This is a genomic window from Hymenobacter qilianensis (assembly GCF_014638675.1).
In the GTDB taxonomy this organism is placed as follows: domain Bacteria; phylum Bacteroidota; class Bacteroidia; order Cytophagales; family Hymenobacteraceae; genus Hymenobacter; species Hymenobacter qilianensis.
In genome coordinates this window covers 293,550-306,275 of record NZ_BMFN01000001.1, presented here as the reverse complement: position 1 = coordinate 306,275, position 12,726 = coordinate 293,550, and the positions used below count along the sequence as shown (strand labels likewise).

12 protein-coding genes are annotated in these 12,726 nt (G+C 53.0%); 4 read left to right on the top strand and 8 right to left on the bottom strand.

Features of this window, described 5'->3' with window-relative positions:
• Nucleotides 1-46 precede the first annotated feature (46 nt).
• Entirely contained in the window at nucleotides 47-466 is a 420-nt protein-coding gene (locus tag IEW06_RS01220) for a hypothetical protein (RefSeq protein ID WP_187731137.1), read from the top strand.
• Nucleotides 467-551: 85 nt separating this feature from the next.
• Here IEW06_RS01220 and rplS read toward each other — a convergent pair whose 3' ends face one another.
• The 8 genes from rplS to IEW06_RS01180 form a co-directional block, all read right to left on the bottom strand.
• Nucleotides 552-908 carry a 50S ribosomal protein L19 gene (rplS, locus tag IEW06_RS01215; RefSeq protein ID WP_133271851.1) on the bottom strand — a complete coding sequence of 119 codons (357 nt, stop codon included), beginning with the start codon at nucleotides 906-908 and terminating at the stop codon, nucleotides 552-554.
• A gap of 154 nt (nucleotides 909-1,062) precedes the next feature.
• Nucleotides 1,063-1,740, bottom strand: a complete 678-nt coding sequence (gene trmD / locus IEW06_RS01210; protein WP_187731138.1) for a tRNA (guanosine(37)-N1)-methyltransferase TrmD — start codon at nucleotides 1,738-1,740, stop codon at nucleotides 1,063-1,065.
• A gap of 73 nt (nucleotides 1,741-1,813) precedes the next feature.
• On the bottom strand, nucleotides 1,814-2,395 hold the full coding sequence (gene rimM / locus IEW06_RS01205; RefSeq protein ID WP_187731139.1) for a ribosome maturation factor RimM: 582 nt from the start codon (nucleotides 2,393-2,395) through the stop codon (nucleotides 1,814-1,816).
• A 149-nt stretch (nucleotides 2,396-2,544) separates the two neighbouring features.
• Complete coding sequence (locus tag IEW06_RS01200; protein ID WP_133271854.1) at nucleotides 2,545-3,087, bottom strand: 30S ribosomal protein S16; 543 nt, start codon at nucleotides 3,085-3,087, stop codon at nucleotides 2,545-2,547.
• A gap of 188 nt (nucleotides 3,088-3,275) precedes the next feature.
• Nucleotides 3,276-4,031, bottom strand: a complete 756-nt coding sequence (locus tag IEW06_RS01195; RefSeq protein ID WP_187731140.1) for an acyl-CoA desaturase — start codon at nucleotides 4,029-4,031, stop codon at nucleotides 3,276-3,278.
• Nucleotides 4,032-4,364: 333 nt separating this feature from the next.
• On the bottom strand, nucleotides 4,365-5,072 hold the full coding sequence (locus IEW06_RS01190) for an RluA family pseudouridine synthase (protein WP_187731141.1): 708 nt from the start codon (nucleotides 5,070-5,072) through the stop codon (nucleotides 4,365-4,367).
• Between the two features lie 95 nt (nucleotides 5,073-5,167).
• Nucleotides 5,168-5,983 (bottom strand): 3-methyl-2-oxobutanoate hydroxymethyltransferase, encoded by an 816-nt coding sequence (gene panB / locus IEW06_RS01185; protein ID WP_187731142.1) that lies wholly within the window; start codon nucleotides 5,981-5,983, stop codon nucleotides 5,168-5,170.
• 79 nt (nucleotides 5,984-6,062) lie between these two features.
• Nucleotides 6,063-8,975 carry a putative LPS assembly protein LptD gene (locus tag IEW06_RS01180; RefSeq protein ID WP_229743023.1) on the bottom strand — a complete coding sequence of 971 codons (2,913 nt, stop codon included), beginning with the start codon at nucleotides 8,973-8,975 and terminating at the stop codon, nucleotides 6,063-6,065.
• A 76-nt stretch (nucleotides 8,976-9,051) separates the two neighbouring features.
• Between IEW06_RS01180 and IEW06_RS01175 the strand changes: the two genes are divergently transcribed.
• The 3 genes from IEW06_RS01175 to IEW06_RS01165 all read left to right on the top strand — a co-directional run bounded on the left by IEW06_RS01175 (nucleotide 9,052) and on the right by IEW06_RS01165 (nucleotide 12,697).
• A complete protein-coding gene (locus IEW06_RS01175; RefSeq protein WP_188547242.1) occupies nucleotides 9,052-9,858 on the top strand; it encodes an N-acetylmuramoyl-L-alanine amidase family protein in 807 nt (268 codons plus the stop codon).
• A gap of 65 nt (nucleotides 9,859-9,923) precedes the next feature.
• A complete protein-coding gene (locus IEW06_RS01170; protein ID WP_187731144.1) occupies nucleotides 9,924-10,967 on the top strand; it encodes an MlaD family protein in 1,044 nt (347 codons plus the stop codon).
• A gap of 101 nt (nucleotides 10,968-11,068) precedes the next feature.
• Complete coding sequence (locus IEW06_RS01165; RefSeq protein WP_188547928.1) at nucleotides 11,069-12,697, top strand: acyl-CoA carboxylase subunit beta; 1,629 nt, start codon at nucleotides 11,069-11,071, stop codon at nucleotides 12,695-12,697.
• Nucleotides 12,698-12,726 lie beyond the last annotated feature (29 nt).

Genomic DNA, 12,726 nt, shown 5'->3' with positions numbered 1-12,726 from the left:
AAACTCAGTTTCACCATCCGCCCCTGCGGACTAACACCCCCTACCTATGTCTTTCAATAAAATTCCCAAAGACGATACCCAGCACCAAAATCATCTGGATGGCGCCATCAATAACCTGAACAATGACTTGCAGGAAGAAGCCTCCAAGGCCGGCTTCGACAATGTGCTTCAGCGTTGGATAGAGGATGTTAAAGATGTGAACAACCCGGAGCTACACCAGATTGTGGTTGATTTGCAGGCGTTGAAGGCTCACTTTAATGGCGGCACAATCGATCATAAGCTCGTTGGTCAGCTGATGAGCCGCTTGGGTGACAACACTCTTAAGGCAGCTGTTTTTGCTGAAAACCCAAACACGGCCCAGCGAGTAACCAACCTGGGTGAAGCTTTGCTCAAGGCAGCCAAGCAAGTACAAAACCCCAATGTCAATTCTACTCCCGAGCAGGATTTGAAGAATTCGAACGGCTAGTAGCTGCACAATCGAATTCGTGTAAACGCCAAAAAGCCGGCTCCTCTTGAGGAGCCGGCTTTTTGTATGCTTAAGAAAGCTTGGCTTAGCCGCGCTTCTCTTTGATCTTGGCTGCTTTGCCCGACAGGCCACGCAGATAAAACAGACGAGCACGACGCACTTTACCGCGACGAACTAGCTCAATCTTGTCGATGTTGGGCGACAGAAGCGGGAAAATACGCTCGGTGCCGATTTGGTTTGAAATCTTACGAACAGTGAAGGTTTCGCCGTTGGAATTTGGATTCTTACGCTGGATAACAACGCCCTGGAACTGCTGAACACGCTCCTTGTTGCCCTCGCGAATCTTCACGTGAACATTAACGGTGTCGCCGGCGGCGAAAGCGGGGAAGCTGGCGCGGCGCTCCTGGGATTCCTGCTGGATAAAATCGAGTAGTACGCTCATGGCTGGAAAAAAACTAAAAATAGGACGGCGCCGCCGTCCGAGTGGTTTCGGGTAAAAGAGGCGCAAATATAGCGCTCTGTTTTGAGGAAGGCAAACTTATCACTGAGTTAAATTCTGAAAGGGCCAAAGCGCTACGTATATAGAGGTTAGGCAGCTACTCATCCAGCAAATCCGGGCGTCTTTGGCGGGTTCTTTCTAACGCTTGCTCGTGTCGCCAGATGTCAACCTGAGGGGTATTTCCGGAAAGTAGAATCTCCGGTACGGACTGGCCACGCCACTCAGCCGGCCGTGTGTATACAGGCGGCGCCAGCAAATTATCCTGAAAAGAATCGCTCAGCGCTGACTCTTCATTGCCGAGCACTCCCGGCAAAAGCCGCACGATAGCGTCGGTAAGAATAGCGGCCCCAAGCTCGCCACCACTTAGCACATAGTCACCCACACTGATTTCGTGCGTGATGTAGGCCTGCCGAATTCGCTCATCAATCCCTTTGTAATGTCCGCAAAGAATGATGATGTTCTCAGTCAGCGACAGCTGGTTTACCAGCGGCTGCCGAAGCGTCTCACCGTCTGGGGTCATATAAATGACGGCATCGTAGCGGCGCTCAGCCAAAAGGCCATCCAAGCAAGCCGCAATAGGCTCTACGCGCAATACCATGCCTGCGCCACCGCCAAATACATAGTCATCAATCTGCCCGTGCTTGTTAATGGCAAAGCGCCGCAAATCGTGGACGTAAATTTCAGCCAAGCCCTTATCCTGCGCCCGCTTCACGATAGAATGAGCAAAGGGACTGACCAATAAATCGGGCTGGCAGGTGACGATATCGAGGCGCATGGGAGCACCGCCGTTGGCGATGAAGCTAGGTTCTGAAAATAAATCGGTAATAAAGCTCTGGGGGCTTTTTCAGCTACGGTTCGATGAACTCATCGGGCTCATCACGCTCCCGGGAAGACGGCTTGAGATAAACATCCAACAAGCCCTCCGGCAAGCTGACGTGCAGCTTCTGCTCGGCTTCATCGGCGTGTAAAACCAATTCATCTACCACCGGAATCAGCACTTCCTGGCCTTGGTAGCGCATGCCCATCAGGTCTTGCTGGGGCATCTCATAGAACGTCTCTACGATTCCTAACTCGCCCAGCGTTTCATCTACTACAGTGTACCCGATGACGTCGTGGAAGTAAAACTGATCCTCCTCAAGCTCCGGCAACTCCTCGAGCGCCTTGAATAGCTTGGCATTTCGCAAAGGCTCGGCTGCTTCCACCGTGTCGATGCCTTTAAGCTTTAGCAACACACGGTCAGACGTTTGAGGTTGCACCCGCTCCACAGTGAAAGCGATAAGCTTACCGGGCGTGGGGGGCAATTCTAGCCACACAGACTTCATTTTGCTGTAGGCCTCTACGTCGTCTACATCCAGGTAAGCTACAACGAAGCCCTTCAGGCCGTGTGTCTTTCCAATGCCGCCAAGTTGATAACATTCGTCGATAGTCATAGGATAGGGGTTCAAGAGGGTGAAAGGGGAGGAGGCAACAAAGACAGCATTGGCGGTAAAAAAGTTGAGAGTTTAGAAGAAGCTGCCGCGACGCAGGCCGCAAGACAACAACTCCTAAACTCTCAAACATTTAAACTCCTAAACTAAGCTTAGGCGCCAGCTTCCTCAGTGGTTTCAGCCGGAGCAGCTGCTTCGGTCGTTTCGCCTTCGGTTTCAGCAACAGGCTCAGCAGCAGGAGTCTGCTTCTTGCGAATTGCTTCAGCACGGGCTTCTTTAACCTTAGTTTCAGCGGCAAGCTGCTGCTTGCGCGTTTCTTCCTTGGCAGTGCCCAGGCTAGTGCGCTTGCCTTCGATTTTCGCGTCTTTCTGCTCTTTCCAGGCAGTGAAGCGCTCGTCAGCTACGTCCTGAGCGATGGCACCTTTAATAACACCCAGTTGCAGGTGCTTGCGGTACAATACGCCACGGTAAGAGAGCATAGCACGAACCGTATCGGTTGGCTGGGCACCCTTCATGATCCAATCGAAAGCTTTGTCGCCGTCGAAGTTGATGGTAGCAGGGTTAGTGTTAGGGTTGTAGGTACCGATTTTCTCGATGAAACGGCCATCGCGGGGAGCGCGGGCGTCGGCTACTACGATGTCAAATTGCGCGGCTTTTTTGCGGCCGCGGCGGGCGAGGCGGATTTTAACTGCCATAAACCTAGTTGGTTAAGCGACGGAACCCGTCCGTCTGGTTGAAAGTGAGGCGCAAAGGTACGTACATCTGTGCAAGATTGAAAACCTTTTACCAGATTCAAGCTCATTGCTCGGTGTTAGCCAGATTATAGAGGCAAAAGAAAAGGCTGCCTCGTTTCCGAAACAGCCTTTCTATGATCCAGGATAACTTAAGCAGCAACCCGAACTGGTACTTGCTGCTTACGCTTGATTTTGATAACACGCATTTTATCCAAGCCCCAAATGAACACATAGGTAGGATCAAACTCCCACCACTTCACACCGAAATTAACGCGCAGTGGCAGCTTGTGGTGGTTGTTCTGAAACAACTCACCAAAGGCCAAAAAGTCTAAGGCTAGCGTGTTCTTCGATTTGTCGTGATTATCGAAGTTCTGGTAGCCGTACTTATGACCACCCCAGTTTACGATAGCGCCATGCAGCGGACCCATCAGAAAGTGAACTGGCAGCAACAGATACATCCACCAAGCAGTAGCAAAGTTGATGTAGAATAGTACGTAAGCCGTACCCCAAGCCAAACGCGAATACCACTGGCTACCAAAGTTTTCTACAGCTTCCCATACTGGATAATCTCCTTCGAAACGCTCAGGGGCTTCTACATTATGCTTGAGCAGATCAGTATAAATGACCTTTGTCTTCCACATCATCGCAAACGGGTTGGATGAGAAATGAGGGGAGTGCGGGTCCATCTCAGTGTCGGAGTATGCGTGGTGCATGCGATGCAGAATAGCATAAGCCCGCGGCGACAGGAATGACGAGCCCTGACAAGCGTAGGTGAAGAGGTAAAAGAACTTCTCCCAGAACTTGTTCATCGTGAACATTTTATGCGCCGCGTAACGATGCAGATAAAAAGTCTGGGTGAACAGCGACAGGTAGTAGTGGGCAACGAAGAAAATAAGTATGGGCATAGAGCAGGAGTGTTGAATATCAGAGGAAGCAGAACCGGGGCGTTATTCGCAAAAGACTACGCAGTCGACTTTAGTTCAGATTTCGACTACAAACCTACAGCCAGAGCTTTGTAGGGTCAATAAATAGGCTGAAAAGGCCAAAATCTTGTTCAGGTGCTATTTTTAAGCTAGCTCAAAAGGAAGCACAAAGCCATTTCCACTAGCTAAGATTCAGCTTTTTAAACAATGGCTTTATAGAACTCTTTAGCCCCATGTAAGGAAGCCTTATGAGGAAGATTTACTTCTAAACCCGTAGACCAGAAAAAGGTTGAAAAAAGCTGTAAACCTTGGTCTTCAATAGTATATGCTGGCAGCCTCCCAGTGCGCCACAGTCGGCAAAGGAGCTTCAAAGGTCATCAGCTCTTTAGTAACAGGATGAGACAGTTCCAGCCGTCGGGCGTGCAGAGCAATACTTACATCAGGCAAGGGTGCTAAAAATCCATATTTCACGTCGCCCACGATGGGTGTACCTAGCCCAGTAGCGAGCTGTACCCGAATCTGGTGTGGGCGACCCGTAATAGGGTTAACCTGAACCAGATAGCGCGAGCCAGCTTGTCCTAATACTTCATAGTCCAGCTCGGAGCGCTGGCCTTGCGGATGAGCGGCAGAATAAGCTTTGGTGACGTTGCGGATAGGATCTTTGACGAGCCAGTGCACTAAGTGCCCGCTGCTGGGTTCAGGGCGCTTGCCTACCAGCGCCCAATACGTTTTGTGCACCGTATTATCCCGAAACATCTCATTGAGGCGGCTCAGGGCTTTCGATGTTTTCGCAAGCGCAACTACGCCACTCACGGGTCTGTCCAGGCGGTGCGCTACGCCAATGAAGGCGGCCCCAGGCTTTTTGTATTTAAACCGCAAATATTCCGCGGCCTTTACCGATAAAGGCTCGTCGCCGGTTGAGTCGCCTTGTACAAGTAAGCCAGCCGGTTTATTAATGATAAGCAGATGATTGTCTTCAAACAGAATTTCCTTCTGTTCCGACCATAGATTAGGACGAGTCACGCGGGATTAATTGACGGGTAATGATAAACTCTTGAAAAAAGCCCCCCAGAGCTACAATGGACAGAGATGAGGGCAAAAAATTGTGTTTGTAGAACTTAGTAAGCCTCTTCAGACGAAGGGAAATCGCGTGTTTTTACATCCTGAATGTAGCGCTCCACGGCATCGTGCATTACATCGCCAATCTCGGCGTAGCGGCGCAGGAAGCGGGGCTTAAACTCTTTGGTGATGCCCAGCATATCGTGAACTACCAGCACCTGCCCATCCACATCGGGGCCGGCGCCGATACCGATAACCGGAATAGTAAGCTTTTCAGCGACTTGCTTAGCCAAAGCCGACGGAATTTTCTCCAGCACCAAGGCAAAACAACCCAGCTCTTGGAGCAGTTGAGCGTCTTCAAGCAATTTTTGGGCCTCAGATTCTTCTTTGGCTCGCACCGTGTAGGTGCCGAATTTGTAAATGCTCTGGGGAGTGAGGCCCAAATGGCCCATTACGGGAATACCAGCCGTTAGAATGCGCGTGATGGACTCCCTAATTTCGGCGCCGCCTTCCAGCTTCACGCCATGCCCACCCGACTCCTTCATGATGCGGATAGCCGAGCGCAATGCCTCCGATGAGTTACCTTGGTACGAGCCAAAGGGCATGTCAACCACTACAAACGCCCGTTTCACGGCCCGCACTACGCTGGAAGCGTGGTAAATCATCTGGTCGAGGGTGATGGGGAGGGTCGTTTCGTGGCCGGCCATCACGTTTGAGGCCGAGTCGCCTACGAGCAGCACATCGATGCCGGCACCATCGAGCAGAGTAGCCATTGAAAAGTCGTAGGCCGTGAGCATGGCAATTTTTTCACCCCGCCGCTTCATGGCTAGCAACTGGTGGGTGGTCACGAGCTTAACTTCTTTGTGCTGGGACATAGGGAGCGGAGAAAGTGAGGTATAAAGGTGGGACCCGGATCGGCGGATTTTTGACTAAGCCTGAATTTGCCCCCCAGCCTTACCGGTTCTGGAAAGTGCGGTTGCGGTTGAGCTTGAGGTCTTGCAGCAGGCTTGATTTGGCGGCAATAGTTACGTTGTAGCCTTGGCGAATACCAAATGGGAACCAGCTGCCGCTGATTTGCCAGCAGTGCAAATCACGGTAAAAATCGAGGGAAGTAAACGAAACCTGATTGCTGCGGAAGTCATAGCCGCTGCTGTAGCCGACGCGCAGGTTCTGAGTGAGCTTCACCGAGCCGCTCAGGTTGAGCGAAGCCACGGTAAGCGCATCGGCACGAGGGCGGTTGGGGCGACCCGGAATGGGGCCCGGATCCTGATAGGTAGCGCCAAAAGAAGTGCTCAGCTCCCAGGGAATATCAAAGTCAACGTAATCCTCATACGGATCGACGCGCACCGGATTGCCTAGTACAGGGTCGTTGGCCGGAGCCACATCGCGCGCCACAGCCGACTTTTTCGTGCCCGCCGCCGGGTTGAATTGGTAGCTAAGATTCAGCGTAGCAGTTGTCAGCTGGGCCAGCCGCCGCTTGGGCTGATTAAAAAGGTATTCGTTGATGAAGCGGCCCGTGGAGTCGCGCTGATAGAAGACAAAGCCGGCATTCACCACAATGTTCAGCTTCTTGGCTACCTGCGTGCGGAACGTAACGGCCAGCGGCAGCAGGTTGAGCGAGTCGGCGGCAAAGTCGTAGCCGGTGTTAAAGTCAAGCCCATCAATCAGGCTTACTTTCTCAAACGGGGTAGTGCCGGTCGTGTCATTTTTGGAGCGAACCTTCATTTCTATCTGGTTCTGTAGTCCAATAGTTACCGCGCTGGATGCCCGGCCATTCGCATTGCCCGCCGCTGCTCCAATAAAGCGGCTGAAAGCTATCGGATTGCGGGTGATGTCGTTTTGCTGGCCAAACTGGTTGTACAAGCGGCCCTGTGCATCACGCAGCGCCCCCAGGTTTAGGTTCGACTCATAAAAATTGTCGTTCCGGGAGAAATCAGGCGCGTAGCTGTAGCTAACCGAGGGCGTGATCTTGTGGCGGATGGCTTCAATCTTGGCGCCTTTTATCGGTAGAATGCCATAGATATTGGTCGATAAGCTGGCCCCGCCGGAGTAGTTGTACAAACGGCCAAACTGCGAAACCGTATCGATGCGTACGGCCTGTGCTTCGGGCTCGAATTTGTAATTCAGGCGTTTGAAATACCAGGATTCGCCGTAGTTGATCGTGGGGTTGAGACTCAGATACTTAAGTACCGTGTAGTTGCCCAGCGTAATGCCAAACTGGTGTTGTACCGTTGGCTGCGCGTTATTCAGCAAGGGCGCCAGATTCGAGAAATCGAAAGGAATGGTGCGCCCCGTAGCGGTGCCGCCAATCACGGGTATGACGCCGCCATTAAGCAGGCGGGGCTGCTCTGAGTTGCTTATCTCGTTTCGGCCGATGAGGTTATACGTTATGGCAATCTGCTCGTAAAACTGATCGTAGAAACGCCCCTTGGGCTCAATGCCAAACCACTGATACGGATATTGCCGCGCTACCTGCACCGACACATCGGGCAGCACAAAATTCATGACACCCGTTTGGGTGTTCTGGTTTTGGCTAAGCTGAAGCGAATAGTTGATAGGCGAGTTGCGAATCTGCTTCTGATAGCTGATCGTGGAGTTGAACGAAGGCGTGAGATAGCGCCGCGTATCAAACGAGTTTTGCTGGTTGTAGTCGGTGCTGCCCGCCTGCACGCTGGCCGAAAAACGCCCCCCACCGGGCCGGGGAGTGGGCGTATGGCTCCAGTTTATCCAGATGGTCTTGGGACTGCGCGGACGCCGGAATTCTACGTTGGTATTGAGTGCCTCCGAACGCAAAATAAGATTAGCCGGGCGCTGGGTATAATCAATGCTGAGCAGGCCGTTGTAGTTGTAGCGCTTGATGTACTGCATCTCGCCCCGCAAAGCAAAGCCGCCAAAAGCTTCGGCATTACCGCCGTATACATCACCAGTCAGGCGCAGGCCAATGTACTCGTTGGGGGCGAAGTAGTAGCCCCCATTACGCAGGAAAAAGCCCCGGTCGGCGGACTGGCCAAACGTGGGGAAAATGAGGCCCGAAGCGCGGCTTTTGCCCGGAGTTGGGAAGTAGCCAAAGAGGAAGCCCAGTGGAGTCTGGATGTCACTTACCACCAGGTTGAAAGGGCCCGTGACCACCTTCTCCCCCGGAATCACCTTCATCTTGGTGGCATTGATGTGAAAGTGTGGATGCTCCAGATTGCACGTCGTGTACTGCCCATTGCGCCCGAAAATCTCGTTCAGCGCGTTCTTTTTCACAATGCCGGCATGCACGTAGCCTTCACCCTGCTGGGTAACGGCGTCGGCAATCTTGCCCTTACGCGTCTTGAAGTTGTAGTTGATCGTACCGGCCTGATAAAGCCCCCCAGCGTCTTTGAACACCGGCCGGCCCTGCACTTTGCCCGCGGAGTCGGGGGCACCATTGGCCTTAAGCAGGTTTTGGCCGTAGTCAACGGTGATTACAGCCGCTTTCAACGATAAATCGCCGTAATCCACGTTGGCTTCATCGTAGAGATACGCGACCTTTTTCTGGACATCGAAACGAATGGAATCTTTCGCCGAATACTTAACGGTGGTCTTTATATCGCCTTTCACTTCGGCTCCCACACGTAGAGAGTCGCCAGCCGCGCTGGTATCGATAGCTGATACGAGCCGCGTGCCACGAGCCGCTCGGCTGGTGTCGGCTAGTACATTGGTGGTCTGGCGCCCGTCGGAGTTGACGCGCGGTACGACGGCAGGCACGGCCTTTGCGGGACGCTGCTGCTGGGCCCAGGCGCCGCTGATACTCAGCACCAATAGCACTACTGCGAGCAGCGGCCTCAGCCGCCCCGGATGGGGAAGTAGGCAAGATTTACGCAAGCGGAACGGCGCGGGCAAGGCCACGTAGTTTTTATCGTTTATTTTGTGGCGATTTGCAAAGGTAGCGGGTTGCTACACCAACTTAACGAACTCTGTGCGGAATATTGTAGCTGTTTGTCTGGCGAGTCTGTTGTTTATTTCTGGCTCGTCGGTAGCCGTGGCCCCAGGGTCAGCGGTTTTGCCCCCCAAGAAATACCAACTACGCACCGTAGTACTGGATGCCGGCCATGGCGGTAAGGATAGAGGCTGCGCTGGTGTGTCGGCCCGGGAAGCGGCCGTATCCCTGAAAATAATTCTGGAGCTGGGGCGGCTCATCGAAGCTAATGAGCCCGATGTGAAGGTAGTGTATACCCGCAAGTCCGACGTGTTTGTGGAGCTGGCCGACCGCGCCGGCATTGCCAATAAAAATAACGCCGACCTGTTTATCAGCGTGCATTGCAACGCGGGTCCTGCGGCGGCATATGGCACCGAGGTCTGGACAATGGGTACGGCCAAAACCGATGCTAATTTGGCAGTAGCCAAGCGTGAAAACGCGGTTATTTTACAAGAAGATAACTATAAAGCCCGCTACGGCGGCTTCGATCCTAACTCGCCTCAGAGCCACATTCTGTTCTCGCTGTTTCAGAGCGCCCACGTAGATAATAGCCTAAGATTTGCGCAAAAGGTTGATTATCAGTTTAAAACGAAGGTGGGGCGCAAGTCGCGCGGGGTGAAGCAAGCTGGGTTTCTGGTGCTTTGGAAGTCAACAATGCCTTCGTCTCTGATCGAAGTTGGCTTCTTGACTAACCGCAACGAGGAACGCTACCTGAACGATAAATCGGGTCAGTCGTATATGGCCTCGGGTATATACCGGGCCTTCCGCGACTATAAGAATGAGTTAGAGGCTATGAACGGGGACTAAAAGCCCCCCATAGCAGTTAACACCTTATCTACCTGCTCTTCACCTCCCTCAATAGCTGACCCAACGTGTCAAAAGAAATCAAAGTAGCCCTGCTTGCTCTCGTGGCCATTGTAGCCCTTTACTTTGGGTTCACCTTTCTAAAAGGAAGCAACATTTTCTCATCCAACCGTACATTCCATGCCAAGTATGACAACGTGGACGGGCTGGCCTTGGGCAACCCGGTTATTCTGAACGGGGTGAGAGTGGGGCAGGTGCGCGAGATGCATCTGGTACCGGAAGAAGGCAACCGGGTACGCGTGCAGTTTGAGATAGACAAGAATATCGTGGTGGGCGACTCCACCGTGGCCAGCCTGTCGGGTACGCTGCTGGGCAGCAAGACCATCACGCTGTTTATGGGCAAGAACTCGAAGGTATATGATGGCGGCGAAGAGCTAAAATCGTACACCGTTGCCAGTATTACCGATGCGTTTCAGGCCAAAGCGCTGCCCGTACTGGGTACCGTAGATTCGACGCTGATTAAGGTGAACAGCTTCCTGACCAAAGAAGCCCGCATCAGTTTGCAAGCCACGCTGTTGAATGCACAGGGCTCGACGGAGGCGCTGAAAAACCTGTTGATTATGAATCAGCGCAACATCAACCAGATTACGACCAACATGGCCGAGTTGACCCGTGCGCTTAACGTGACGGAGCGCAAGTTTGACCGCTTGGCTTCCAACTTGGCGCAAATCACGGACACGCTCAAAAATGCCCCTATCAGCCAAACAGTGCGCACAATGAACGCCACCGTGACGGAAGCGCAGGCAACTATGGCTTCGCTTAATGAGTCGTTGACCAGCACCAAAGGCTCGCTCGGCAAGCTTATCAATGATGACTCGCTGTATACGAATCTGAACGCTTCCGCTGCCAGCACCGATGCACTGCTGGTTGACTTCAAGGCGAACCCTAAGCGCTACGTCAACTTTTCGCTGATTTCGTTTGGCGGCAAGGATAAGAAGAAGCGGGAGGTTACCAAGAAGCCTGATGGGGAGATAGAAATTGAGCAGAAAGTAAAATCTAGCAGCCCGCAAACCATGGCGCCTGTCGATTCAGTCATTGCACCGGTTAAATAAGGCGTCTGCCAATTTTAAGTACCTTTGAAATCCGCCTTCGGGCGGATTTTTTTGTGTCGAAACCACCCAATTTGCCCCCCAACACCCTTTTTCCCACCCGCATGAATCTGGAGTTCAACAAAAACGAAGATCAAGTCAAACAACTCATTTTTCAACTCAGCCAGCGTCAGAAGAAAGTGGCGCTGGGCGGCGGCGAAAAGCGCATCGAGGCCCACAAAGCCAAAGGCAAGCTCACCGCCCGCGAGCGGATAGACTACTTGCTGGATAAAGGCACAGAAACCGTCGAGATAGGAGCTTTTGCGGGCGAAGGCATGTACAAAGAGCATGGCGGCTGCCCTTCAGGCGGCGTGGTTGTGGTGATTGGCTATGTGAAAGGGCGACAGTGCGTGGTAGTAGCCAACGACGCCACCGTGAAAGCTGGTGCCTGGTTCCCGATTACGGCCAAAAAGAACCTGCGGGCTCAGGAAATCAGCATCGAAAACAAGCTGCCCATTATCTATCTGGTCGATTCGGCGGGCGTGTACTTGCCCATGCAGGACGAGATTTTTCCCGATAAGGAGCACTTCGGACGCATCTTCCGCAACAACGCCGTGATGAGCAGTATGGGCATCGTGCAGCTAGCCGCCATCATGGGTCCGTGCGTGGCCGGGGGGGCTTATTTGCCCATTATGAGTGATGAGGCGATGATTGTGGATGGCACGGGCTCGGTGTTTCTAGCGGGCTCTTACCTGGTGAAATCGGCCATTGGCGAAAGTATCGACAACGAGACGCTGGGCGGCGCTACTACGCACTCCGAGATTTCGGGCGTGACTGATTATAAGTTTAAGAACGACGAAGAGTGCCTCGATCATATCCGCAACATCTTCGATAAGATGGGCGGCCAGCCCTCAGCTGGCTTCCACCGCGCCGCACCGGCCGAGCCGGCTGAGAAGTCCGAGGAAATCTATGGCCTGCTGCCCGCCGACCGCGCCAAGCCTTACGATATGATGGATATAATCCGTCGCTTGGTGGATAACTCGGAGTTTGAGCCTTACAAAGACCTCTATGGTCAGACGCTGATTTGCGGCCTGGCGCGTATTGATGGTTGGGCAGTCGGCATTGTAGCCAACCAACGCAAAATCGTGAAGTCGAAGAAGACGGGCATGCAGATGGGCGGCGTTATCTACTCCGACTCAGCCGACAAAGCCGCGCGCTTTATCATGAACTGCAACCAGAAGCGTATTCCGCTGGTGTTTCTGCACGATGTGTCGGGCTTCATGGTGGGTTCGCAGAGTGAGCATGGCGGCATCATCAAAGACGGTGCGAAGATGGTAAGCGCCATGAGCAACTCCGTGGTCCCGAAATTCACGGTCATTGTGGGCAACAGCTACGGAGCCGGCAACTACGCCATGTGCGGCAAGGCGTATGATCCGCGCCTCATCGTAGCCTGGCCCACGGCCCAACTTGCCGTAATGAGTGGCGCCGCCGCCGCCAACACGCTCCTACAGATACAAGTAGCCAGCCTGAAAGCCAAAGGCGAAGTAATCACGCCCGAAGCCGAAAAAGAATTGCTCGACCGCATCAAGAGCCGCTACGAGGAGCAACTGTCGCCGTATTACGCCGCCGCCCGCTTGTGGGTAGATGCGGTAATTGACCCGCTGGAAACGCGCAAGGTACTTTCAATGGGCATTGATGCGGCTAATCATGCGCCGATTGAGAAAGCGTTTAATGTGGGTGTTATTCAGGTGTGAAATGAAATAAATTCGCTTTAGTTTTCATT

Excerpts from the sequence above, each read along its gene's own strand:
- trmD (WP_187731138.1), bottom strand. The coding sequence starts at position 1,740 with ATGCGCCTCGATATCGTCACCTGCCAGCCCGATTTATTGGTCAGTCCC.
- IEW06_RS01220 (WP_187731137.1), top strand. The coding sequence starts at position 47 with ATGTCTTTCAATAAAATTCCCAAAGACGATACCCAGCACCAAAATCAT.
- IEW06_RS01195 (WP_187731140.1), bottom strand. The coding sequence starts at position 4,031 with ATGCCCATACTTATTTTCTTCGTTGCCCACTACTACCTGTCGCTGTTC.
- rimM (WP_187731139.1), bottom strand. The coding sequence starts at position 2,395 with ATGACTATCGACGAATGTTATCAACTTGGCGGCATTGGAAAGACACAC.
- panB (WP_187731142.1), bottom strand. The coding sequence starts at position 5,983 with ATGTCCCAGCACAAAGAAGTTAAGCTCGTGACCACCCACCAGTTGCTA.
- IEW06_RS01200 (WP_133271854.1), bottom strand. The coding sequence starts at position 3,087 with ATGGCAGTTAAAATCCGCCTCGCCCGCCGCGGCCGCAAAAAAGCCGCG.
- IEW06_RS01165 (WP_188547928.1), top strand. The coding sequence starts at position 11,069 with ATGAATCTGGAGTTCAACAAAAACGAAGATCAAGTCAAACAACTCATT.
- rplS (WP_133271851.1), bottom strand. The coding sequence starts at position 908 with ATGAGCGTACTACTCGATTTTATCCAGCAGGAATCCCAGGAGCGCCGC.